Raw genomic sequence first — 24,566 nt, 5'->3', positions numbered from 1 at the left:
TCAGTCGCCGTGCGGGGCGGCCCTGACGGCGCCTGCGACGGCGCCCACGGCGATCCTGCGGGCGACGACGGTCGCACGCGGAGATTGCGGGAAACCCGTAACCCGTGGGCCGCTGCGCGGTTGTAGGGGTGGGGGGTCCGCTGCCTGTGCCCGGTCCCCGCGGATCAACTCGCCTCAGGACAGCGGGAGGAAAGCGAGTCGTGGCCGTGACCGAGTCGGTGGCTGAAGGTGCGCACGCGGAAGAGCGCGCCGTGCACGAGGGGATCCTCAGGCGCCAGTCGGCGCGTGAGTCCGCGGCACGCACCTATGCGCGGGCCCTGCCGATCGTGCCCGTGCGGGCGCGGGGGATGACCATCGAGGGCGCCGACGGACGCCGCTACCTGGACTGCCTCTCGGGAGCCGGCACCCTCGCCCTCGGCCACAACCACCCAGTGGTCCTGGAGGCCATCCGCCGGGTCCTCGACTCCGGCGCCCCGCTCTCCGTCCTCGACCTGGCGACGCCGGTGAAGGACGCCTTCATCACCGAGCTGTTCCGCACCCTGCCGGCCGGGCTCGCCGACCGTGCCCGGGTGCAGTTCTGCGGGCCGGCCGGCACCGACGCGGTCGAAGCCGCGCTCAAACTGGTCCGCACCGCGACCGGACGCACCGGCATGCTCGCCTTCACCGGCGCCTACCACGGCATGACGGCCGGGGCCATGGCGGCCTCCGGCGGAGCCGGCGACGTACGGGTCGCGCGGCTGCCGTTCCCGCAGGACTACCGCTGCCCCTTCGGCGTCGGCGGTCCGCGCGGCGCGGAACTCGGCGCCCGCCTGACCGAGTCCCTCCTCGACGACCCGAAGTCGGGGGTACCGCTCCCCGCCGGGATGATCGTCGAACCCGTCCAGGGCGAGGGCGGCGTGCTCCCGGCGCCGGACGGCTGGATGCGCCGCATGCGCGAGATCACCGCCGAGCGGTCCGTCCCGCTGATCGCCGACGAGATCCAGACCGGCGTCGGCCGTACGGGCGCCTTCTGGGCCGTGGAGCACAGTGGTGTCGTCCCCGACGTCATGGTCATGTCGAAGGCCATCGGCGGCAGCCTGCCGCTGGCCGTGGTCGTCTACCGCGAGGACCTCGACGCATGGCAGCCCGGTGCCCACGCCGGCACCTTCCGGGGCAACCAACTGGCCATGGCCGCCGGCACCGCCACCCTCGCCCATGTCCGGGAGAACGCGCTCGCGGAGCGAGCCGCCGCCCTCGGCTCCCGGATGCTGTCCCAGCTCAGCCGGTTGCGGGACGCGTTCCCGTGCGTGGGCGACGTACGGGGGCGCGGGCTGATGCTCGGCATCGAGCTCGTGGACCCGGAGAGCGAGAGGCCGACGCCCGGACCGGCCGGTGACCCCTCCGCCGGTGATCACCGGCACGCCGCCGACGGCCCCGGGCCCGACCGCACCCCGCACCGCGCCGACCCCCAGCTCGCCGCGGCCGTCCAACGGGAGTGCCTGGACCGGGGGCTCATCGTGGAACTCGGCGGCCGCCACGCGGGCGTCGTACGGCTTCTGCCGCCGCTGACCATCTCCGACGAGCAGGCGGAAGCCGTCATGGACCGCCTGGCCGACGCGGTGGCGGCGGCCCGCCGACAGCAGGACCACGGCCGCGGGCACCGTCATCCTGACGGCCCTGGCCCCGGCAACGGCTAGCAGCCGGACCACCGCGACGGCCCCACCAGCGAGGCCTTGAGCCCGCCCACGCCCGGTGCTCCCGCCCGCGGTCAGACGTGAGCAGCGCGCACCACAGGCACGCGCGGCTCGGTCGCCCGGAAGCACGCGGACCCCGAGCAGCGCAGCGTGACTCGCACGGCGACCCGACCACACGACGCCGGCACCGCGGCACGACGACCGCATGGCAGCACGACGCACGGCAGCACGACCACATGGCAGCCCAACCGCACGCGCAACCGCACGACCGCGCAACCGCGCGCCGGCCGAGCGTGTGACGGCTCGCCCGACGAGCCCCCTGCACAACCCACCCCGCCCCCTCCCGAGGAGCCGTCTTGAACGCCACCCCCGCACCCGACGGCCGTTCCGGCAGTCCCGACGACCATGGCGACTCCGGCGCCCAGCCGGCTCCCGTGCCGCTCCCCGAGTCGTTCCCCCAGCAGAAGCGACGGGCCCCTGACGAGGTGAGCGCGGAAGAGCCGGGCGCGGAATCGCTGGAGGACCCCGGCCCCGCGGAAGTGCCCGGCGCCGACCCGCTGGAGGACCCTGATCCCGGCGCCGCCGCTCAGGCCGCCGCCGTGGAGAACCTCCTGCGCTGCTGGGTGCGGGAGAACGACCTCGCCGCCCCCGCCACCGGCATCCTTCGCATCCCGCTCCTCCGCAGCGGCACCGCGTTGATCGTCCAGGTGCGGTACTGGTCCCCGGCCGGCTGGCACCGCTTCGGACCGGTCCGCCTCGCCGGCGCCGAGACGGCATCGCCCGTCGACGCGACCACGCTCGTGGCCCTCCTCGCCAGGGAGACCCCCGGCGGCGCCCACGGCATGCCCGGCGCGCCGGAGCAGCCGGGGGCCACGGGCGACGGCGGTGACCTGGTCGCCAGGGTCGCCGACTCGCTGCGCCGCACCGCGGCCTTCATCGGCGACCGCCGCGCCCGTCCTGCCGACGGCCCCGACCTCTTCCTCGGCGCCGAGCAGTCCCTCCTGCTCGGACACCCCCTGCACCCGGCCCCGAAGAGTCGTGAGGGCCTGACGGAGGCCGAGGGCCCGCTGTACTCACCGGAGTCACGCGGCTCGTTCCCGCTGCACTGGTGGGCCGTGGCCCCCTCTCTGCTGGCGACCGACTCGGCCTGGACCGAGCGCGGCCGTCCCGTACCCGCCGACCGGCTAACCCAGCGGCTCGCCGGAACCACTCCGTCCCTGCCCGACGGCTACGCCGTGCTGCCGCTGCACCCCTGGCAGGCGAGGGAGATCAGGCACCGCGAGGCGGTCGCCGCCCTGCTCGACTCCGGAGCGCTCCGCGACCTCGGACCGCTCGGCGCACCCTGGCACCCCACCTCCTCCGTTCGCACCGTCCACCGGTCCGGTGCCCCGGCGATGCTCAAGCTGTCGCTGGGCCTGCGCATCACCAATTCCCGTCGCGAGAACCTGCGCAAGGAACTCCACCGCGGAGTGGAGGTGCACCGGTTGCTGCGCGGCGGCCTCGCCCGCCAGTGGCACGCCGCACACCCCGCCTTCGACATCGTCCGCGACCCCGCCTGGCTCGCCGTCGACGACCCGGACGGGCGGCCCCTGGCCGGCCTCGACGTCATGATCCGGCACAACCCGTTCGCCCCGTCCGACGACGTCGGCTGCCTGGCCGGACTCGTCTCGCCCCGGCCCCTCGACGAACCGGACACCGACGCCCGGCCCGCGACGGAACCCCGGGCCCTGCGGTCCCGCCTGTCTCAGCTCGTGACACGGCTCGCCGCACGCACCCGGCGTCCTGTCGAAGCCGTCGCCGCGGAGTGGTTCCTGCGCTACCTGGAACAGGTCGTCCGGCCCGTGCTCTGGCTGGACAGCGAGGCCGGGGTCGCCCTCGAAGCCCATCAGCAGAACACGCTGGTCCTGCTCGACCGTGACGGCTGGCCCGCCGGCGGCCGGTACCGAGACAACCAGGGCTACTACTTCCGCGAGTCCAGGCGGGCCGAACTAGACGCGAGGCTGCCCGGCGTCGGCGTGCGCAGCGACACCTTCGTCGCGGACGAGGTGACCGACGAACGCTTCGCGTACTACCTCGCCGTCAACAACGTGCTCGGGCTGATCGGCGCCTTCGGCTCCCAGCGGCTTGCCGACGAGCGGCTGCTCCTCGCGGCGTTCCGCGGCTTCCTCTCCGACGCCGCCTCGGGGCCGCTCGCCCTGCGCACCCCGCTGCCCGGCCTGCTGCTCGACTCACCTGTCCTGCGCTGCAAGGCCAACCTGCTGACCCGGCTGCACGGCATGGACGAACTCGTCGGCCCGGTCGACACCCAGTCCGTCTACGTCACCATCGCCAACCCCCTCCATTCCTGAACCCACCTGCATTCCTGAACCCACCTCCCTGCTCCTCCGCATCTCCCGCGGAGCACCACCTCCCTCTCCCGAAAGGAGCGCGCCGTGCCCTCCACCGACACCAGCGCGGACACCGCCTCTCCCGAGGACGGCGAGGCCACGCTGCACCTGCGTCTGCCCGACGAGTTCGTGGCCCTCTTCGCCACGGCCGACCTGCTCGACGACGTCTCCGGCTGGGGGCCGGCCGTCACACCCGTGGGTCTCTTCGAACTCGTCCCCGTGCGCCTGGCGGCCGACCTCCCTCTCGTCCACCGCTGGATGAACGACCCCGCTGTGGCCGAGTACTGGGAGCTGGCGGGGCCCCCGGACACGACGGCGGACCATCTGCGCGCCCAACTCGAAGGCGACGGCCGAAGCGTGCCGTGCCTGGGCGTGCTGGACGGCGTCCCCATGAGCTACTGGGAGATCTACCGTGCCGACCTCGATCCACTGGCCCGCCACTGCCCGATCCGGCCGCACGACACCGGGATCCACCTCCTCATCGGCGAGCCCGCCGACCGGCGGCGGGGACTGGGCTCCGCTCTGCTCGAAGCCGTGTCCGGTCTCGTGCTGGCCCGTCGCCCCGCCTGCTCCCGGGTGATCGCCGAGCCCGATCTTCGCAACACCCCCTCCGTCGCCGCTTTCCTGCGTGCCGGCTTCCGGCTTGCCGGGGAGGTCGACCTCCCCGGCAAGCGAGCCGCCCTCGTGATCCGCGAGCGCGTCCCGCACCGGACGATGTGACGACTCGTGATGGCGTCGTCACATTGAGTACGAACGGCGGTTCGGCGACGTTCCCGGCAGTCGTGAGAAATCTCAGAAACTCGCCGAGCCGCCGCGGCAGCCGGCCCACCGCCCCAGGAGCCCCGGCCGTGATCCCACCCCCCGCCCCCGCCGCGACCGCCCGTTTGTCAGTGCCGGGCCGTAGGGTGGTCGGGCTATGACGAAGCCCTCACTCCCCGAGCTCCTGCACGCCGCCGTCGCAGCCGTCGGCGGCACGGAGCGCCCCGGCCAGGTGACCATGGCCGAAGCGGTCGCCGAGGCGATCGACGACGGATCCCACCTGCTGGTCCAGGCCGGCACCGGCACAGGAAAGTCGCTGGGCTACCTCGTGCCCGCGCTCGCGCACGGGGAGCGGGTGGTCGTCGCCACGGCGACGCTGGCGCTGCAGCGCCAGCTCGTGGAGCGCGACCTGCCCCGCACAGTCGACGCGCTGCACCCGCTGCTGCGCCGCCGCCCGGATTTCGCGATGCTCAAGGGCAGGTCCAACTACCTGTGCCTGCACCGCCTGCACGAGGGCATGCCGCAGGACGAGGAGGACGGGCTCTTCGACCAGTTCGAGGCCGCCGCGCCCACCAGCAAGCTGGGCCAGGACCTGCTGCGCCTGCGCGACTGGGCCGACGAGACGGAGACTGGCGACCGCGACGGCCTCACGCCGGGCGTCTCCGACCGTGCCTGGGCGCAGGTGTCGGTGTCCTCGCGCGAGTGCCTGGGCGCGTCGAAGTGCGCCTACGGCGCCGAGTGCTTCGCGGAGATGGCGCGTGAGCGTGCCAAGCTCGCCGAGGTCGTCGTCACCAACCACGCCCTGCTGGCGATCGACGCCATCGAGGGCGCCCCGGTACTGCCGCAGCACGAGGTGCTGATCGTCGACGAGGCGCACGAACTCGTCTCCCGTGTCACCGGCGTCGCCACCGGGGAGCTCACGCCCGGCCAGGTCAACCGTGCCGTGCGCCGGGCGGCCAAGCTCGTCAACGAGAAGGCCGCCGACCAGCTCCAGACCGCCGCGGAGGGCTTCGAGCGGCTGATGGAACTGGCTCTGCCGGGCCGGCTCGAGGAGATCCCGGAGGACCTCGGCTACGCGCTGATGGCGCTGCGGGACGCCGCGCGCACGGTCATCACCGCGCTCGGCTCGACCCGCGACAAGTCGGTCCAGGACGAGGACGCGGTCCGCAAGCAGGCGCTGGCCTCGGTGGAGACCGTGCACGACGTGGCGGAGCGGGTGGTCAACGGCTCCGAGTGGGACGTGGTCTGGTACGAGCGCCACGACCGCTTCGGCGCCTCCCTGCGCGTCGCGCCCATGTCGGTCTCCGGGCTGCTCAGGGAGAAGCTCTTCGCGGACCGCAGCGTCGTCCTCACGTCCGCGACGCTCAAGCTCGGCGGCGACTTCAACGGCGTCGGCGCCTCCCTGGGACTCGGCCCCGAGGGCACGCAGGGCGAGGACCTGCCGCAGTGGAAGGGGGTGGACGTCGGCTCGCCGTTCGACTACCCGAAGCAGGGCATCCTGTACGTCGCGAAGCACCTCGCGCGCCCGGCCCGGGACGGCGAGCGCTCCGACATGCTGACGGAGCTGACCGAGCTGATCCAGGCGGCCGGCGGCCGCACCCTCGGACTGTTCTCTTCCATGCGTGCCGCCCAGCTCGCGGCGGAGGAGCTGCGCTCCCGGATCCCCGAGTTCCCGATCCTGCTGCAGGGCGAGGAGACCCTCGGCGAGCTGATCAAGAACTTCGCCGCCGACCCGCGGACCTGCCTGTTCGGCACGCTGTCGCTGTGGCAGGGCGTGGACGTACCAGGTCCCAGCTGCCAGCTGGTGGTCATGGACAAGATCCCCTTCCCGCGCCCCGACGACCCGCTGATGAGCGCCCGTCAGAAGGCGGTGGAGGACGCGGGCGGCAACGGCTTCATGGCGGTGGCCGCGACACACGCGGCCCTACTCATGGCCCAGGGCGCAGGCCGTCTGGTCCGCGCCTCGGGGGACCGCGGCGTGGTCGCGGTACTGGACCAGCGACTCGCCACCGCGCGGTACGGCGGCTACCTCAAGGCTTCGCTGCCCGACTTCTGGTACACCACGGACCGCAACCAGGTGCGCAGGTCACTCGCGGCCATCGACGCGGCCGCCCGGAAGACGGAAGAGGCGCAGACGCAGGAGCAGTGATCTTGGGCTGGTCCGGCCAAGAACAGTGATCTCCGGGCCGGTCCGAAGCGGAGCGGGGCGGGGCGGGGCGGCCGATGCCGGCCCCGCGCCTTGCTCGGCGGTCCATGCGTGCACAGGGGCGGCTCCGGGGGAGTCCGGACAGCACAGGGCCCCGGAACCGGCGCAGGGGTTCCGGGGCCCGGTCAAGGGGGTCGGGCCGTGTCCGGCCCGCCCGCCGCGCCGTCACACGCGGCGCAGTACGGCGACGACCTTGCCCAGAATGGTGGCGTCGTCGCCGGGGATCGGTTCGTAGGCCGCGTTGTGCGGCAGGAGCCAGACGTGGCCGTCCTCGCGCTTGAAGCGCTTGACGGTGGCCTCGCCGTCGAGCATCGCCGCGACGATGTCGCCGTTCTCGGCGACCGGCTGACGGCGGACGGTGACCCAGTCGCCGTCGCAGATCGCGGCCTCGATCATGGAGTCGCCGACGACCTTCAGCACGAACAGCTCGCCGTCGCCGACGAGCTGCCGGGGCAGCGGGAACACGTCCTCGACCGACTCCTCCGCGAGGATCGGTCCGCCGGCTGCGATGCGGCCGACCAGCGGGACGTAGGACGCGGCGGGCTTGCCGGCGGTGTCGGTGGGCTGCACCGTCACGGCCTGGTCGGAGCCGCGGACCTCGTACGCGCGGGGACGGTGCGGGTCGCGGCGCAGGAAGCCCTTGCGCTCCAGCGCCATCAGCTGGTGCGCGACCGAGGAGGTGCTGGAGAGGCCGACGGCCTGGCCGATCTCGCGCATCGACGGCGGGTAACCGCGCCGCTGCACGGAATCCCGGATGACCTCGATCACCCGGCGCTGCCGGTCGGTGAGCCCCGAGCTGTCCGCCCGGATGCCTGGAGGTCGGCCAGGCAGGGAGCGCTTGTGCCCCTCGGGATTCGTGGCTTCGTTCATCGCATGTACCGGCTCGACTCGGCCCATGGAGCGGTCCTGGGCGGTGATGGTGGCACTGTCTGCGGTGGTGGTCACGTCGGCCCCTCTCGATGGTCTCCCTGCTGGACAACGGTAGTTGCTTTCGAAAGGTTGCGCCAAACACACGTTCGAGTGAAAAAGTGCGAATCACCTGACGCGATCACGTGTCTGGGTGTATAGCTAACGCGGCACCTGGCGGGCAAAAGTGCCCATTTGTTGTACTCTTCACCGCCGGGATCGGTGACCTTGTGGGTCGTGCCCTCAGTCTGCCATCCGGAACCCCGTCCTCCTGGATCCGGGCTCCCTTCTGTGCCGGAGTGCCACGCGGCCTCCGTGCGGCGCCCACGGTATCTCCGCAACCGGCGGATCGGTACGCCCCGGCGCCCGCGTGTTCGGAATTGCAGCGCGCGGGTATTCGAGGCGTGCTCCGTCAGGGCGACACGCGTGATTGCCTCGATGTATGGGCCAGGCCCTACATCTAGTGGTTGGATGCTTACCCGGGCCCACAAGTTGTGGTCCCCCGGGTCTTGGACGGCTCAGTCATCGCCTATGCTTAGGGCTGCTTCGCGGGGCCCATGTGGCCCAGCGAGGCTGTTGAGTCTGCTGTGAGGAGGGTTGGAGATCCATGCACTGCCCCTTCTGCAGGCACCCCGACAGCCGTGTGGTCGACAGTCGTACGACCGACGACGGCACGTCGATCCGCAGGCGCCGCCAGTGTCCTGACTGCTCCCGTCGTTTCACGACCGTGGAGACGTGCTCGCTCATGGTGGTGAAGCGGTCGGGGGTCACCGAGCCTTTCAGCCGTACCAAGGTCATCAACGGTGTGCGCAAGGCATGCCAGGGACGGCCGGTCACCGAGGACGCGCTCGCCCAACTCGGCCAGCGGGTCGAGGAGGCGGTGCGGGCCACCGGGAGCGCCGAGCTGACCACTCACGACGTAGGTCTGGCCATACTCGGCCCGTTGCAGGAACTCGACCTCGTCGCCTATCTGCGGTTCGCCTCCGTCTACCGGGCCTTCGACTCGCTGGACGACTTCGAGGCCGCCATCGCGGAGCTGAGGCAGGCACGAGGCCCCGCCGCGGACGACGAGGACGCGGGAGCGGGGAGCCAGGAAGACGCGCGCGGGCCCGGAGGGACCACGGAGGTCCCCGTGCCCGCCCACGCCGCCGACTGACCGGCGCTGCGGAACCCGGACGGAGGGCCGGGTTCCGCCTCGGACGGCGGCGACCAAGACCTGTTGCGGGTGGCAGATGAGGGAGCCCGCAACACAAGACAGAACACCGTGCCCAGGAACATCGGGGCACTTCAGGGCGTTTTCGCCCGTACAGGGAGGCGGCATGACAGAGACGGCGAGCGGTCCGGCGCGAGGTTCCCGAGCCAAGGGAGCCAAGGCGGGTAGCAAGGGACTGCACATCGAGCGCATCCACACCACCCCCGGCGTGCACCCGTACGACGAGGTGGCCTGGGAGCGCCGTGACGTCGTCATGACCAACTGGCGCGACGGCTCGGTCAACTTCGAGCAGCGTGGCGTCGAGTTCCCCGACTTCTGGTCGGTGAACGCGGTCAACATCGTCACCAGCAAGTACTTCCGCGGTGCCGTGGGCACCCCGCAGCGCGAGGTCAGCCTTCGGCAGCTGATCGACCGCATCGTGAAGACGTACCGGAAGGCCGGTGAGGACTACAAGTACTTCGCCTCGCCCGCCGACGCCGAGATCTTCGAGCACGAGCTGGCCTACGCCCTCCTGCACCAGATCTTCAGCTTCAACAGCCCCGTCTGGTTCAACGTCGGCACCCCGCAGCCGCAGCAGGTCTCCGCCTGCTTCATCCTGTCCGTCGACGACTCCATGGAGTCGATCCTCGACTGGTACAAGGAAGAGGGCATGATCTTCAAGGGAGGTTCCGGCGCCGGTCTGAACCTCTCCCGCATCCGCTCCTCCAAGGAGCTGCTCTCCTCCGGCGGCAACGCCTCCGGTCCCGTCTCCTTCATGCGCGGCGCCGACGCCTCCGCCGGCACCATCAAGTCCGGCGGCGCCACCCGCCGCGCCGCCAAGATGGTCGTGCTCGACGTCGACCACCCCGACATCGAGGACTTCATCCAGACCAAGGTCAGCGAGGAGGAGAAGATCCGCGTCCTGCGCGACGCGGGCTTCGACATGGACCTGGGCGGGGACGACATCACCTCCGTCCAGTACCAGAACGCCAACAACTCGGTCCGGGTGAACGACGAGTTCATGACGGCGGTCGAGTCGAGCGGCAAGTTCGGCCTGCGTGCCCGCATGACCGGTGAGGTCATCGAGGAGGTCGACGCCAAGGCGCTCTTCCGCAAGATCGCCGAGGCCGCCTGGGCCTGCGCCGACCCGGGCATCCAGTACGACGACACGATCAACAACTGGCACACCTGCCCCGAGTCCGGCCGGATCACCGCGTCGAACCCGTGCAGCGAGTACATGCACCTGGACAACACGTCCTGCAACCTGGCCTCGCTGAACCTGATGAAGTTCCTCAAGGACGACGGCAAGGGCCACCAGTCCTTCGAGACCGAGCGTTTCCAGAAGGTCGTCGAGCTGGTCATCACCGCGATGGACATCTCGATCTGCTTCGCGGACTTCCCGACCCAGAAGATCGGCGAGAACACGCGCGCGTTCCGCCAGCTCGGCATCGGCTACGCCAACCTCGGCGCCCTGCTGATGGCCACCGGCCACGCCTACGACTCCGACGGCGGCCGCGCCCTCGCCGGCGCCATCACCTCGCTGATGACCGGCACGGCCTACCGCCGCTCCGCCGAGCTGGCCGCCGTCGTCGGCCCGTACGACGGCTACGCCCGCAACGCCGACGCCCACAAGCGCGTCATGCGGCAGCACGCCGACGCCAACGGCGGGGCCGTCCGCATGGACGACCTGGACAGCCCGGTCTGGGCCGCCGCCACGGAGGCCTGGCAGGACGTGGTGCGTCTCGGCGAGAAGAACGGTTTCCGTAACTCCCAGGCGTCCGTGCTCGCCCCGACCGGCACCATCGGTCTGGCGATGTCCTGCGACACCACCGGTGTGGAGCCCGACCTCGCGCTGGTGAAGTTCAAGAAGCTGGTCGGCGGCGGCTCGATGCAGATCGTCAACGGCACCGTCCCGCAGGCCCTGCGCCGCCTGGGTTACCAGGAGGAGCAGATCGAGGCGATCGTCGCCCACATCGCCGAGAACGGCAACGTGATCGACGCCCCCGGTCTCAAGCCCGAGCACTACGAGGTGTTCGACTGCGCCATGGGCGAGCGCGCCATCTCCCCGATGGGCCACGTCCGCATGATGGCGGCGATCCAGCCGTGGATCTCCGGCGCCATCTCCAAGACGGTCAACATGCCGGAGACGGCGACCGTCGAGGAGGTCGAGGAGATCTACTACGAGGCGTGGAAGCTGGGCGTCAAGGCGCTCGCCATCTACCGCGACAACTGCAAGGTCGGCCAGCCGCTCTCCGCCAAGACCAAGGAGAAGGAGAAGGCCGAGGTCACGGAGAAGGCCGAGGCGGCCATCCGCGAGACGGTCGAGAAGATCGTCGAGTACCGCCCGGTCCGCAAGCGCCTCCCCAAGGGCCGCCCCGGCATCACCACGTCCTTCACGGTCGGCGGCGCCGAGGGCTACATGACCGCCAACTCCTACCCCGACGACGGTCTCGGCGAGGTGTTCCTGAAGATGTCCAAGCAGGGCTCGACCCTCGCGGGCATGATGGACGCCTTCTCCATCGCCGTCTCCGTGGGTCTGCAGTACGGCGTGCCCCTGGAGACGTACGTCTCGAAGTTCACCAACATGCGCTTCGAGCCGGCCGGCATGACGGACGACCCGGACGTGCGGATGGCGCAGTCGATCGTCGACTACATCTTCCGCCGCCTGGCGCTGGACTTCCTGCCCTTCGAGACGCGCTCCGCGCTCGGTATCCACTCCGCCGAGGAGCGTCAGCGGCACCTGGAGACCGGCTCCTACGAGCCGGCCGAGGACGAGGTCGACGTCGAGGGCCTGGCCCAGTCGGCGCCGCGCGCCCAGGAGCTGAAGGCGGTCGCCACGCCGAAGGCCGAGTCCGAGGTGGCCAAGCCGGCCCCGAAGCAGGCGCACACCAGCGCCGAGCTGGTGGAGATGCAGCTGGGCATCCAGGCCGACGCCCCGCTGTGCTTCTCCTGCGGTACGAAGATGCAGCGGGCCGGTTCCTGCTACATCTGCGAGGGCTGCGGCTCGACCAGCGGCTGCAGCTGATCACACGCCGTACCTGAGGTGAGGGGCGCCGGCCACGGCCGGCGCCCCTCACCCGCGGGTGCCCGCGTCAGGACCGGCGCCTGCTGCCCATGACCCGGGGGAAGGCCGCCGGATCCTCGTCGTAGCCGTGGACCCCCGCGTGGAACGTCCAGCCGCCGGATTCGTCCCGCAGGAACTCGCCGATCGTGGCCGCCGTGGCCCCGGCGACCGAGCCGAAGTCGTCCTCGGCGAGCACCGTGTAGCCCTCACGGATGCGCAGGGCCGGGTTGAGCACGTCGGAGAAAGTCCGGCGCCCCGCCCCCTGCTGGATGACCGCACCGGCCACCACGCGCGTGTAGCGGCCGTCGAGTCGGTCGAGCTCGATCGTCATGACCTCGTCCCAGCCGAAGCCCTTGCCGTCGGTGCTGTCCCGGTTGAGGAAGATGGTGCCGTCCGGCGAACGGCTGTCGAAGTGCACCAGATAGGCCGGCGCCCCGTACGGGTCGCCGGATTCGTACGGTCCCGCCACGATGTCCAGATCGGTGGGCGGTCGGCCCGCGGGACTGGGGTCCCACTTGAGCGCGACCTCGACCTTGCGGATTCCCTTGCTGAAGCCAGCCACCGGGCTTCGCCACCCCCTTGAAGTGCCGTGTCTGCCAACTGCCCTGAAGACAGGGCCGTTTGTTCATCGTGCCACGCGCGCGCGGAGCGTGCGCGGGTGATCTCAGCCGGAGCGTGACCGGCGCCACGCCCGGTGGCCTTACGATGGCGCGGTGCTGGTCAAGTGGATTCGCTGCACCGTGGTGGACCGCCGCGGATTCGAGCGCGGGCAGCGGAAGTGGGCGGGGCTTCCCGGGGAGCCGGGTTTCCGGGGGCAGGGCGGAGGCTGGAGCCGGCACCGGCCCGGGGTGGCGCACGTCTTCTCCTTCTGGGAGAGCCGCGCCTTCTACGACTCCTTCATGGCCCGCTCCCACGACCGGCTCGCGGCCGCCCAGTCCGGCACGTTCAAGGATCCGCAGGTCAAGCTGTTCGAGTACCGATTCGACGTGAAGACCGGCTTCGAGCCGCGCTTCACCGACTCCGACCTGGTCCGGGTCGCCCTGTGCCGGGTCCACGAGGAGCGGGTGGAGCACTTCACCCTCATGCAGGAGAAGGTCTGGAACCCCGCCATGGCCGGGTCGCCGGGCATGATCCGGGGCATGTTCGGCGAGGCGCCCGAGCAGGAGTTCCTCATCCTGTCCATGTGGCGGTCGGCGGCCGAGCACGGCAAGTACCGCACCGAGCGGATCGAACGCCTCGCGCTGCGCGCCCAGACGGAGGCGGACATCGAGGCGCTCACCGGGGACATAGTCGAGCTGGAGCCGTCCTGGACGGTCTGATCGTGCCGGTACGTGCGGGACGCGTGTGACTTACGCCGTACGGGACCCGCTCGAGTGCCCGACCGTCCCCCGTTCGATCTAGGGTTTCGGCATGGCACGACCACGGCGCATCGTCCTTGTCCGGCACGGCGAGTCAACGGGCAATGTTGATGACTCCGTGTACGAGCGGGAGCCCGACCACGCTCTCGCGCTGACCGAGCGCGGCCTGCGGCAGGCCGAGGAGACCGGCAAGGAGCTCCGCGAGGTCTTCGGCCGGGAACGCGTGAGCGTGTACGTCTCCCCGTACCGCCGCACCCACGAGACACTGCGCGCCTTCCACCTCGACCCGGGCCTCATACGGGTACGGGAGGAGCCCAGGCTGCGCGAGCAGGACTGGGGGAACTGGCAGGACCGCGACGACGTACGCCTGCAGAAGGCCTACCGGGACGCCTACGGCCACTTCTTCTTCAGGTTCCCGCAGGGAGAGTCCGGCGCCGACGTCTACGACCGGGTCGGCGGCTTCCTGGAGAGCCTGTTCCGCAGCTTCGAGGCCCCGGACCATCCGCCGAACGTGCTCCTGGTGACGCACGGGCTCGCGATGCGGCTGTTCTGCATGCGCTGGTTCCACTGGACGGTGGCGGAATTCGAGTCGCTGTCGAATCCCGGGAACGCCGAGATGCGGATGCTCGTTCTCGGTGAGGACGGCAGATACAGCCTCGACCGGCCCTTCGAGCGATGGCGGGATCCGGTGCCGCACTGGGGTTCCGGATAGAGTGGCAGACCGATGACCGCTGATTCCTCTTCTCTCGGGCGCCTGAACCGTGCCCTGGCCAGCCTGCGCGGACTCGCGGTGGGAGACGCGCTGGGCTCGCAGTTCTTCGTCCCGGTGAACCACCCCCTGCTCAAGCGCCGCGAACTGCCCGCGGGCCCCTGGCAGTGGACGGACGACACGGAGATGGCCTGCTCCGTGGTGGCCGTCCTCGCCGCCCACCACCGCCTCGACCAGGACGCCCTGGCCCGCTCCTTCGCCGAGCACCACGACTTCGACCGCGGCTACGGCCCGGCCGTCAACCGGCTGCTCCGCCTCGTCCGCGAGGGTCAGGACTGGCGCGAACTGGCGGCCGGCCTCTTCAACGGCCGGGGTTCCTGGGGCAACGGCGCCGCGATGCGCATCGCGCCGCTGGGCGCCTGGTACGCCGACGATCCGGAGCAGGCGACCCACCAGGCCGAGATCTCGGCGTACCCCACGCACCAGCACCGCGAGGCCGTGGTGGGAGCGATGGCCGTCGCCGCTGCCGCCGCGCTGGCCGCCTCGCCGGGCGGGCCGCCCGGCCCCGAGGCGCTCCTCGACGGCGTCATCGCGCTCGTGCCGAAGAGCGCCGTCGGCGCGGGTCTGCGCCGGGCCCGCGACATGCTCGACTACGGGGATCCGGGCACCGTCGCCGCCGTGCTCGGCTGCGGACGCCGTACCTCGGCCCACGACACCGTCCCGTTCGCCCTCTGGTCCGCCGCGCGGTCGCTGGGCGACTTCGAGACGGCCTTCTGGACGACCGCCCAGGTCGGCGGCGACGTGGACACGACCTGCGCGATCATGGGCGGCGTCCTCGGCTCCGGCAAGGCGGGCACACCCCCCGCTCAGTGGGTGGAGCGCACCGAGGCCCTGCCCGGCTGGGTGCCGACAGCGCTCTGAGCCCCTCATAGTCGCCCCGAGTCACGGACAGTCGGGACTCTCCGTACCGGCTGGGAACTCTGCGTGACCGTCCACCGTTGCTCAGATGACCGCCGCGATATTCGGGGCGGACGGTGACACGGTCCGTCCTGGTGACGGGCGAGGCCGGGAGGGGGCGTGGGTGATGGTGGTCGTCGACGCTGTGCCGATCGCGCTCGTCGCGCTCCTGGTCTTCTTGGCCGCGGCCGCGCGGGCGACGCGGCCGGCCGGGCCGCGGTGGGTTCGGTCCTGCTCCCGGCCGCGGTCCGGCCTGCCGTGGCTTCGCCGGGCGGCGCGGCGATCAGCCGATGGCCGGGCCGGACGTCCCGGCGAGGGCATCGAGATCGCTCTTGCGGACCCTGATCACCAGCCATGCCGTGAGGAACGCGAGCCCGGCCATCGCGGCGGCCGGGACGAAGGCCGCGGAGATCCCGTGAGCCAGCACCTCGTGCCCCCAGGGCGCGGGCAACTGGTGCGTCTTCGCGAACTGCGCCTGCTGTTCGGGCGTACCGCCGGCGAGGAACTTCGGCAGTTGTTTCTTCGCCTCGTCCGTGCTCGCGGAGCCGAAGACGGTGGTCAGGATGGACAGGCCCAGCGAGCCGCCGACCTGCTGCATGGCGTTGAGCAGCCCGGAGGCCGCGCCCGCCTCGTGCTGGGCCACACCGGAGACGGCCGTGACGGTGGCCGTCACGAAGTTCAGACCCATGCCGAAGCCGAACACCAGCATCGGCCCCAGCACCCCGCCGAGGTAGGAGCTGTCGGGCGTGATGAACGTCTGCCAGACCAGTCCCGTCACCACGAGCGCCGAGCCGGTCATCATGAAGGGCTTGGGGCCCAGCGTGGGCAGGAAGCGCTGGGACAGGCCGGCGCCGACCGCGATCGCGAAGGTCACGGGGAGGAAGGCGAGACCGGCCTTGATGGCGCTGTAGCCGAGCACGTTCTGCACGAACAGCACGATGTAGAAGAACATGCCGAACATCGCCGCCGCGAGGCTGAGCATGATCACGTACGTGCCGGAGCGGTTGCGGTCGGCGAACATCCTGAGCGGGGTGATCGGTTCCCTGGCACGCAGCTCGATGAGGACGAACGCCACCAGCAGCACCACCGCGGCGCCGAAGGACCCCAGCGTGAGACCGTCCCGCCAGCCGTCCTCCGAGGCGCGGATGAACCCGTAGACCAGGGCGGCCATACCGGTCGTCGACGTGAGCGCACCGGCGATGTCGAACCGTCCCGGGTGCCGTTCGGACTCGCTGATGTACACCGGGGCCAGGAACGCGATCAGCAGGCCGATGGGCACGTTGACGAAGAGCACCCACCGCCAGTCGAGCCAGTCGGTGAGCATGCCGCCCGCGAGGAGGCCGATGGCGCCGCCGCCCGCGGACACCGCCGCGAACACGCCGAAGGCCCGGTTGCGTTCCGGGCCTTCCGGGAACGTGGTGGTGATCAGGGCGAGCGAGGTGGGCGAGGCGATGGCGCCGCCGACTCCCTGCAGGGCGCGCGCCGCGAGCAGTTGCCAGGGTTCCTGGGACAGTCCGCCCAGCAGCGAGGCGAAGGTGAACAGCAGGATGCCGGCCATGAACACCCGGCGCCGGCCGAGGATGTCGCCGGCCCGCGCACCGAGCAGCAGCAGGCCGCCGAACGTGAGCGTGTAGGCGCTGACCACCCAGGTGAGGTCGGTGGTGCTGAACGCGAGAGCGTCTTGAATGTGCGGCAGCGCGATGTTCACAATCGTCGCGTCGAGTACCACCATGAGCTGGCAGGCCGCGATGACGGTGAGCGCGATGCCGGGGTGCCCCACCCGGCGGGCCGCACCCGGTTTCTGTTCCTGAAGGAGCTGAGAGGTTGTCACTGTGAGTCCCCCACGAAGGCTTTAGTGAACGCTCGCGTTCACTTCCGCGTCAACGGTAATGAGTCCCCGACAGTGAACGCAAGCGTTCACTTGATTCCGCGTCACGTGTCGCCTCCCCCTCCCTGCGACGTGGCGCGGCCCCGCCCCGGAACCCCCGCTTCCCCTTGCCTGCTGGAGAGATACGGATGGACATCTCGCGCTGCACGGCCGCTCCCGCTCAGGCGGCCTCTCCCCGTCGGCGCGGCGCGGTGCTCGAGCGCGCGATCCTTGACGCCGCCCTGGAGCAGCTCAGCACGGTCGGCTGGAACGGCCTGACGATGGAGGGCGTCGCGGTCGGCGCCCAGACGGGCAAGGCCGCGGTCTACCGCCGCTGGTCCTCCAAGGAGGACCTGGTCGCCGATGCGCTCGAGGCCGGGCTGCCCCCGGTCGAGGAGATCCCAGACCTCGGCAGCGTCCGGGAGGATCTGCTGGCCCTGTGCCGGCGGGCCCGGGACGCCATGTTCTCGCGTCCCGGCTCCGCCCTGCGCGCGGTGATTCACGAATGCGATCCGGCGCAGGTGGAGCGCTTCCATGCCGTGATCTTCGAGGGGGTGGTCGAGCCGATGATCGACCAGCTCCGAGAGGTCATCATCCGTGGAATCAGGCGGGAGGAGGTGCGTCCCGACGCGGACAACGGCTACGTCTTCGACGCTGTTCCGGCCATGATGATGTACAGATCCAAGATGTGCGCCAGCGAATGGAGCGATCACGATCTCGAGGAGATGATCGACCGGCTGATGATGCCGCTGCTGCGGCCGCACGGGTCCTGACCGCGGTCCGCGGCGCCCGGGGCCCGATCCAGGGGGACCGGGGTGTCGCACGGCCCTCCCGGCGGCGTAATCTAAGGGCGCCATGCCGTACGAACCACCCACTCACACCGTCGAGCGTTCCCTGCGCGCCACGACCGGAGCGAAGGTCATCGCCGGTGTCGACGAGGTGGGGAGGGGCGCCTGGGCCGGTCCCGTCACCGTCTGCGCCGCGATCACCGGATTGCGTCGGCCGCCCGAGGGTCTGACCGACTCCAAGCTGCTGACGGTGAAACGGCGTACGGAACTGGCCGGGATACTGCACTCGTGGGTCACGGCCTATGCCCTGGGGCACGCTTCCCCCGAGGAGATCGACAGGCTGGGGATGACCGCCGCGTTGCGGCTCGCCGCCGTCCGCGCCCTGGACCTCCTGCCGGTCCGCCCGGACGCCGTGATCCTCGACGGCAAGCACGACTACCTCGGGGCCCCGTGGCGGGTGCGCACGGTCATCAAGGGTGACCGGTCCTGCGTGGCCGTCGCGGCGGCATCGGTGATCGCCAAGGTGCAGCGCGACAAAATGATGGCCGAACTGGGTGTCGACCATGCAGACTTCGGATTCGCGGACAACGCCGGGTATCCGTCGCCCGTGCACAAGGCGGCACTGGAGGAGCGGGGGCCCACCCCGTACCACCGTTTGTCATGGGCGTATCTTGATGCGCTGCCCCAGTGGCGGCACCTCAAGAAGGTCCGTAGCTGGGCGGACGGAAGCGTTCCGGAGATCGAGGGTCAGCTCGGCTTCGACTTCTGACGGTTCCGCTCGCACTGATGTGCCACCCGGCCAACCGTGCCGCACCAACGTTTGATAAAAATCAGCTCATGCCTCTCATTCCCGAGGAGCCTCAGATTCACGAGAGTGCCCAGGGTCCCCGCGCCACTCCGGCCAGCGGCCGCACCGCGCCGACCCCACGCCCCGTACCCGGCCCCCGTCCCGCGGCTCCGTCCCGCCCCGGCCGTCCTGGCCCCCCGCGGCCCGTGCCGCCGGCGCAGCGCGCTACGCGAGACGCGGCTCCGGCCAAGCCAGGCCCGTCGGGCCCGGCCGCTCCCGCCGCCACGAAGGCGACTCCGCAGATCCAGCTGATCCCTGCCTCGGCCGACGGCGCGCTCGACGCCGCCGACGAAGCGGTGGACCTGCTCCTGGACTCGGGCCGCGCCCCCGGAGAGGTGCTGGTGGTCACCACCGGTTCCCAGCACCCGTGGGCGGAGCACGAGTTGTCCTTCGGCGAAGCCTCCTACTGGACGCAGCACGACGCCGGTGACGACGTCTTCTACACGGACGCCGCCCGCCTCTCCCGGGCCGCGACCCGTCCCGTGGTCGTCGTCGCCGTCAACGGCGCCGCCTCCACTGCCGCCTCCGTCCTTCCGCCGGCCCACGCCCGGGCCGGTGCGCTGCTGATCGTCTGCGGTGACCCGCAGCAGATCAACGCGGTGCTGGGTACGGGCGTCTGAGGTACGCCCGGGCCCGTCGGGGCCGGGCATGACGAAGAGCCGCTCCGGCGACATCAGTACGGTGCGGCTTTCGGCATGCCCGGACGACCGGCAGCGGCCGTCCCGTACGGCGTGCGCCGGACTCGTGGGCAGGTGCCCGCGGCGGCGGCGCGAGAAGCCCCGCGGGAGCCGGCGTTAGTGCTGCGGGCGGCCCGCGAGAGCCGGCGTCGACGGTGCGGGCGGCCCGCAGGAGTCAGCGTCAGCGGTGCGGAAGCCCGCAGGGCCGGCAGCCGTCGTCGTGGCACGCCGGCGACCGGCTCGTGGCGTGCCGGATCGCTGCCGCCGCACCCGGACCCCTGGAACTCAGTGACCTCGGCCCGGGCCGGCGTCAGCGGGCAGCCGCGCGGCGCAGGACCTCGGAGACCGGGCCACCGGTGCGCGGAGGCAGGGGCGCGGCCTGAGACATCGCGAACGACTCGGGCTCCGAGTGGGCGTTCGGATGGCGTCCGCCCCGCCCTTCGCCGAGCACCTGCCAGCCGTCCCCGGTCAGCGTGATGTACGCGCCGCAGCGCAGCCCGTGCAATGTGCACGCGTCGCGCAGCCCCCACATCCAGGCGCCGTCCTCCTCGGTCCAATGCGCGTCGCCGTCACGACAGTAGAGCAGCACGGCGGTGCGCACCGGTGTGCGCCGGCGCAGGTCGTGCGGGATGACCCGGCGCAACTGGGCGAGCAGCGCGTTGCGGAACATCCAGCCGTCGGCCGGCGCGGGACGCCGTATGAACGACGCGCTGGCGCAAAGCCGTTCGTCCGGATCCAGGACGGCCACGACCGCCATGGACGGCCGCGGACGGTGGCGGGCGTGCAGCCCGCTGACCACCTCACGGGGGTTGCGCAGCAGTGGGATCCCGGCGGCTGCCCACTCCGCGGGCTCGAGCAGGCGACTGGCGGAAGCGGCGGACGCGGACGTCGACAAGGAGGCCGCCGAGGACGAGGCGAATCCGAAGGTCACGTTCCTCCCTTCGGCTACGCGCCCACACTGCGGGCGAGGTCGGATTCGGGGGAGCGCGCACCGCGGCGAAGCCCACGGATCGTGGGCGAGCCGTGCGGGGAGCGGACTTCAATTCTTCCTGTCGAACTTGGATGCGGCAACGAGCAATTGGAGCCGCCGACGGTTATCTGGTGGTGCGTGGCTTATATCCCTACCCACAGCAGACGCCGGCGACCCCTGTGACGTCCGGCCGCGGCAAGTCGGTGCCCGACGAGCCGCTCCGGCCCGGTGCGCGCGGTGCGCCGTCACCCCTGGACGGCCAGCACCAGCGGCAACACACTTTCGGCGCCGGCCCTTCTGAGCAGGCGCGCCGCGACGGCGAGGGTCCAGCCGGTCTCGGTGAAGTCGTCCACCAGCAGGACGGGACCGCCGGCCTCGGCGAGCGCGGAGGCGAGGGCCGGCGGCAACGTCAGTGAGCCGTCCAGGGCCTTCAGTCGCTGGGCGCTGTTGCTGCGCGGTACCCGGGGCGCTTCCCCGGCGTACTCGACGGAGCCGAGCAGCGGCAGCCGGCCCACCTCGGCGATGCGGGCGCCCAGGGAGCCGATCAGCGCGGGCCGGGAGCGGGAGGCGACGGTGACCACACCCACCGGCCGGGCCTGGGCGTCGGCCGCCCCAGTGGCCCACCCGCCCGGGCCCTTCGCCCAGTCGGCCAGTACGTCGACCACGGCTCGGGCCACGTCGTCGGGTACCGGCCCGTCCGGTGCCTGGGGCGCGAGCAGGGGCCGCAGCCGGTTTCCCCAGCCGATGTCCGACAGCCGGCCCAGGGCTCGCCCGGGCGCGGCCTGTTCAGCGGCCGCGATGCGGCCCTTGAGGTTGATGCCGATCGCCGGCAGCCCGGTCGGCCACATGCGTCGGGGCTCCACCTCGACCCCGGCGCGGCCGAGGTCGACACGCGCGGCGTCCAGTGCCGCCGTCGTGGCGTCGGCGGTGAAGCGGGGTCCCGCGCAGTTGTCGCAGCGACCGCAGGGCTTGGCGCCCTCATCGTCCAGTTGGCGTTGCAGGAACTCCATCCGGCAGCCCGTGGTGGACGCGTATTCACGCATCGCCTGCTGCTCGGCCCCTCGTTGCCTGGCCACCCAGTCGTAGCGCTCGGTGTCGTAGGACCACGGCCGGCCGGTCGCGGTCCAGCCGCCCTTGACCCGCCGTACCGCCCCGTCCACGTCGAGGACCTTCAGCATCGTCTCCAGGCGGGACCGACGCAGTTCGACCAGGGGCTCCAGAGCCGGGAGGGACAGCGGTCCGTCGGCCCGGGCGAGGACGTCCAGCGTGCGGCGCACGAGGTCCTCGGCGGGGAAGGCGAGCGAGGCGAAGTACTGCCAGATCGCCTCGTCCTCCTTGCCCGGCAGCAGCAGTACCTCGGCGTGCTCGACGCCACGGCCCGCGCGGCCGACCTGCTGGTAGTAGGCGATGGGGGAGGACGGCGAACCGAGGTGCACCACGAAACCGAGGTCCGGCTTGTCGAAGCCCATGCCGAGCGCCGACGTGGCGACCAGCGCCTTGACCCGGTTGGCGAGCAGGTCGTCCTCGGCCTGCTGCCGGTCGGCGTTCTCCGTCCTGCCCGTGTACGAGGCGACGGTGTGGCCGCGCTGCCGCAGGAACGCGGTGACCTCCTCGGCGGCCGCCACGGTGAGCGTGTAGACGATGCCGGAGCCCGGCAGGTCGTCCAGGTGGTCGGCGAGCCAGGCCATCCGGTGTGCCGCGTCCGGCAGCCGCAGCACGCCTAGGCTCAGGCTCTCCCGGTCCAGCGGCCCCCGCAGCACCAGGGCGTCGGACGTGCCGCCGGTGCCCAGCTGCTCGGCGACGTCGGCGGTCACGCGGGCGTTGGCCGTGGCAGTGGTGGCGAGCACGGGGACACCGGGCGGGAGGTCGCCCAGCATGGTGCGCAGCCGGCGGTAGTCCGGACGGAAGTCGTGGCCCCAGTCGGAGATGCAGTGGGCCTCGTCCACCACGAGGAGCCCGGTCGCCGCGGAGAGCTTGGGCAGGACCTGGTCACGGAAGTCGGGATTGTTCAGCCGCTCCGGGCTGACGAGCAGCACGTCTACCTCGCCGCGCTCGATCTCGGCCTGGACGGCCTCCCACTCCTCGGTGTTGGCCGAGTTGATGGTCCGGGCGTGGATGCCGGCCCGGGCCGCGGCCTCCACCTGGTTGCGCATGAGCGCGAGCAGCGGCGAGACGATCACCGTGGGGCCGCTGCCTCTGGCCCGCAGCAGCGACGTCGCCACGAAGTACACCGCGGACTTTCCCCATCCCGTGCGCTGCACGACCAGGGCCCGGCGCCGGTCGGCGACCAGCGCCTCGATCGCCCGCCACTGGTCCTCGCGCAGCCGCGCCGTGGCCGTGGTGTCCCCGACGAGCCGGGCGAGGACGGCGTCGGCCTGTGCCCGGAGGTCCGCGTTGCTGGTGTGCTCCATGGGTCCCATACAACAGGACGGGACTGACAAACGGGCGGGACGGCTGCGGCGAGCGGGCGGCCACGGCGGCCGGGCTGTGGAAAAGCGTCCGGGACGGGACCCGCTCGCCGCGTGCCTTGTCGTGCACCTGATTCGACTTGTCCACAGGCTCAAGCGGAATCTCAGCATCCGCGAGATCGTCGGCGCATGACGAATCACGGCGAAATGACCGGACCCTTCGAAAACGGCGATATCGCGGGGCGCGAGCCTCTCAGCGGCCCGCCGGACGACCGGCCCGCACACGACTCCCAGGTCACGCTACGCACCCCCGCCGAGCTGGCCGACGCGCTGCCCTACCTGCTCGGCTACCGGCCGGAGGACAGCATGGTGCTCGTGGCCCTGCACGACCGGGAGGGCGGCGGCAGGTTCGGCGGCCGCGCCCGGCTGGGCATCCCCGCGAGCCAGGAGGACTGGACCGGGGCCGCCCGCCAACTGGCCCGGGGCCTGGTCACCGGCAGCGAACGACGGGGCGCACGTCCCGAGCGGATGGTCGCCTACGTCTGCCAGGAGCCGGGCCCCGGCGAGACGGGCCGGGACGTGATGAAGCGTCTCGAGCCGCTCGCCCAACTGCTGCGCACCGAGTGCGGCAGCCTCGACGTACCGGTGATCGAGGCGCTGTGCGTCTCGGACGGCAGGTTCTGGTCGTACTGCTGCCCGGTCGCCGAAGGGTGCTGCCCCGACGACGGGACGCCGATGGGCCTGCCGGGCACCTCCGTGCTGGCCGCCGCGGCCACCTATGCGGGACTCCAGGTGCGCGGCACGCTCCGCGAACTGCGGGCCAGGCTGCTGCCTTGGGAGACGGGCGCCGCCCTGCAACAGGAGATCGCCCTGGACGCGGCGGGCATGTCCCTGGTGCCCCGCATCCTGGACGACGCCGAGCGCGTGTCCGTCGCCGAGGAGACCCTCGACCTCGCCGGCCGTGTCATCCGCCGGTTCACCGCGGCGGCGCCGGTGTCCGGCAACCATCAGGCGGACCTCCGCGACGACGGCCTGCTCGCCCACGACGAGGCGGCGACGCTGATTCTCGGGCTCCAGGACCGCACCACCCGTGACCGCGCGGCCGCTTGGATGGAGGGTGAGGAGGCCGGTCCCGCCCTGAGGCTGTGGCGCGCGCTGGCCCGCCGCTGCGTGGGTCCTTACGGCGAGCACGCCGCCGCCCCGCTGACCCTGGCGGGCTGGGTGGCCTGGTCGTCCGGCGACGGACTGGAGGCCAGGGAGGCGTTCGCGATGGCGCTCGGCGCCGACCCCGACTACCTGTTCGCCCGGCTGCTCCACCAGGCCTGCAACGAAGGGCTCGACCCCGAGTCGATCCGCCGCTGCCTGCGCGCGGAACGTGAGCGGCCTGCCCGGCCGGAGACGGCGCAGCCGGCCGCTCCGGCGACCGAGTCCGCTCCCGACGAGCCCGCGCCCACATCCGTGGAGGGGCCGGGAACCGCCCCATGGCCCGAGGATCACGCCACCGTGCGCGCCGAGCCGGCCGGTGGTTCACGGCGCCGGCGGCGGACCCGCGCCGGGGGCACCGGTGACAGCGCCGCTCGGCCGGGGGACGGGTCCGAACGGCGGAGGCGCCCGGCCGGCTCCCATCCCCAGGCGCCGTCCACCGGGTCCTCGCGTCCGGGCGGAGCCGAGCCGGGTGCCGCCCGGGTGCGTGCGGGCGACGGTGCACCCCGCGGCATCGCGGCGGCGAGTGGACCCCGGGAGAGCGAGGGCGACGGATGAGACCACTAGGGCGGGGAGCCCGACGGGGTAGGCAGCG

At 71.9% G+C, this 24,566-nt stretch carries 17 protein-coding genes and 1 pseudogene; 13 read left to right on the top strand and 5 right to left on the bottom strand.

What is annotated here, in order from left to right; all coding sequences use genetic code 11:
* Nucleotides 1–200 precede the first annotated feature (200 nt).
* The 4 genes from TNCT1_RS27120 (at nucleotide 201) to TNCT1_RS27105 (ending at nucleotide 6,968) form a co-directional block, all read left to right on the top strand.
* Nucleotides 201–1,676: a diaminobutyrate--2-oxoglutarate transaminase family protein gene (locus tag TNCT1_RS27120; RefSeq protein WP_143636918.1), complete on the top strand. Its 1,476-nt coding sequence runs from the start codon at nucleotides 201–203 to the stop codon at nucleotides 1,674–1,676.
* A 353-nt stretch (nucleotides 1,677–2,029) separates the two neighbouring features.
* Entirely contained in the window at nucleotides 2,030–4,021 is a 1,992-nt protein-coding gene (locus tag TNCT1_RS27115) for an IucA/IucC family siderophore biosynthesis protein (RefSeq protein WP_143636916.1), read from the top strand.
* Between the two features lie 84 nt (nucleotides 4,022–4,105).
* Entirely contained in the window at nucleotides 4,106–4,780 is a 675-nt protein-coding gene (locus TNCT1_RS27110; protein ID WP_143636912.1) for a GNAT family N-acetyltransferase, read from the top strand.
* Between the two features lie 196 nt (nucleotides 4,781–4,976).
* Nucleotides 4,977–6,968, top strand: a complete 1,992-nt coding sequence (locus TNCT1_RS27105; protein WP_143636909.1) for an ATP-dependent DNA helicase — start codon at nucleotides 4,977–4,979, stop codon at nucleotides 6,966–6,968.
* 222 nt (nucleotides 6,969–7,190) lie between these two features.
* On the opposite strand, the gene lexA is transcribed toward TNCT1_RS27105, so the two are convergent.
* A complete protein-coding gene (lexA, locus tag TNCT1_RS27100) occupies nucleotides 7,191–7,970 on the bottom strand; it encodes a transcriptional repressor LexA (protein ID WP_014675455.1) in 780 nt (259 codons plus the stop codon).
* A gap of 568 nt (nucleotides 7,971–8,538) precedes the next feature.
* Between lexA and nrdR the strand changes: the two genes are divergently transcribed.
* Nucleotides 8,539–9,087: a transcriptional regulator NrdR gene (gene nrdR / locus TNCT1_RS27095; RefSeq protein ID WP_143636906.1), complete on the top strand. Its 549-nt coding sequence runs from the start codon at nucleotides 8,539–8,541 to the stop codon at nucleotides 9,085–9,087.
* Between the two features lie 163 nt (nucleotides 9,088–9,250).
* On the top strand, nucleotides 9,251–12,148 hold the full coding sequence (locus TNCT1_RS27090) for a vitamin B12-dependent ribonucleotide reductase (RefSeq protein ID WP_143636896.1): 2,898 nt from the start codon (nucleotides 9,251–9,253) through the stop codon (nucleotides 12,146–12,148).
* 67 nt (nucleotides 12,149–12,215) lie between these two features.
* On the opposite strand, the pseudogene TNCT1_RS27085 reads toward TNCT1_RS27090, so the two are convergent.
* A pseudogene (locus TNCT1_RS27085) lies at nucleotides 12,216–12,776 on the bottom strand (TerD family protein); the annotation flags it as partial.
* A 124-nt stretch (nucleotides 12,777–12,900) separates the two neighbouring features.
* On the opposite strand from TNCT1_RS27085, the gene TNCT1_RS27080 reads away from it, so the two are divergent.
* The 3 genes from TNCT1_RS27080 (at nucleotide 12,901) to TNCT1_RS27070 (ending at nucleotide 15,175) form a co-directional block, all read left to right on the top strand.
* Nucleotides 12,901–13,506, top strand: a complete 606-nt coding sequence (locus TNCT1_RS27080; RefSeq protein WP_143636890.1) for a YdbC family protein — start codon at nucleotides 12,901–12,903, stop codon at nucleotides 13,504–13,506.
* Nucleotides 13,507–13,597: 91 nt separating this feature from the next.
* Nucleotides 13,598–14,257 (top strand): histidine phosphatase family protein, encoded by a 660-nt coding sequence (locus TNCT1_RS27075; RefSeq protein ID WP_143636887.1) that lies wholly within the window; start codon nucleotides 13,598–13,600, stop codon nucleotides 14,255–14,257.
* A gap of 12 nt (nucleotides 14,258–14,269) precedes the next feature.
* Entirely contained in the window at nucleotides 14,270–15,175 is a 906-nt protein-coding gene (locus tag TNCT1_RS27070) for an ADP-ribosylglycohydrolase family protein (protein ID WP_143636884.1), read from the top strand.
* Between the two features lie 319 nt (nucleotides 15,176–15,494).
* On the opposite strand, the gene TNCT1_RS27065 is transcribed toward TNCT1_RS27070, so the two are convergent.
* Nucleotides 15,495–17,042, bottom strand: a complete 1,548-nt coding sequence (locus tag TNCT1_RS27065) for an MFS transporter (protein WP_143636802.1) — start codon at nucleotides 17,040–17,042, stop codon at nucleotides 15,495–15,497.
* Nucleotides 17,043–17,227: 185 nt separating this feature from the next.
* On the opposite strand from TNCT1_RS27065, the gene TNCT1_RS27055 reads away from it, so the two are divergent.
* The 3 genes from TNCT1_RS27055 (at nucleotide 17,228) to TNCT1_RS27045 (ending at nucleotide 19,333) form a co-directional block, all read left to right on the top strand.
* On the top strand, nucleotides 17,228–17,851 hold the full coding sequence (locus tag TNCT1_RS27055; RefSeq protein ID WP_143636800.1) for a TetR/AcrR family transcriptional regulator: 624 nt from the start codon (nucleotides 17,228–17,230) through the stop codon (nucleotides 17,849–17,851).
* Between the two features lie 82 nt (nucleotides 17,852–17,933).
* Nucleotides 17,934–18,635: a ribonuclease HII gene (locus tag TNCT1_RS27050; RefSeq protein WP_143636798.1), complete on the top strand. Its 702-nt coding sequence runs from the start codon at nucleotides 17,934–17,936 to the stop codon at nucleotides 18,633–18,635.
* A 68-nt stretch (nucleotides 18,636–18,703) separates the two neighbouring features.
* Nucleotides 18,704–19,333, top strand: coding sequence for a hypothetical protein (locus TNCT1_RS27045; RefSeq protein WP_143636795.1), 630 nt, complete (start codon nucleotides 18,704–18,706; stop codon nucleotides 19,331–19,333).
* Between the two features lie 367 nt (nucleotides 19,334–19,700).
* Here the strand turns inward: TNCT1_RS27045 and TNCT1_RS27040 are convergent, their stop codons facing one another.
* A complete protein-coding gene (locus TNCT1_RS27040; protein WP_143636793.1) occupies nucleotides 19,701–20,321 on the bottom strand; it encodes a hypothetical protein in 621 nt (206 codons plus the stop codon).
* A gap of 284 nt (nucleotides 20,322–20,605) precedes the next feature.
* Complete coding sequence (locus tag TNCT1_RS27035; protein WP_143636791.1) at nucleotides 20,606–22,771, bottom strand: RecQ family ATP-dependent DNA helicase; 2,166 nt, start codon at nucleotides 22,769–22,771, stop codon at nucleotides 20,606–20,608.
* 186 nt (nucleotides 22,772–22,957) lie between these two features.
* On the opposite strand from TNCT1_RS27035, the gene TNCT1_RS27030 reads away from it, so the two are divergent.
* Nucleotides 22,958–24,529, top strand: coding sequence for a DUF4192 domain-containing protein (locus TNCT1_RS27030; protein ID WP_143636789.1), 1,572 nt, complete (start codon nucleotides 22,958–22,960; stop codon nucleotides 24,527–24,529).
* Nucleotides 24,530–24,566 lie beyond the last annotated feature (37 nt).

Source organism: Streptomyces sp. 1-11, from assembly GCF_007176755.1.
GTDB lineage: Bacteria > Actinomycetota > Actinomycetes > Streptomycetales > Streptomycetaceae > Streptomyces.
This window is presented reverse-complemented; position numbering and strand designations above follow the sequence as displayed.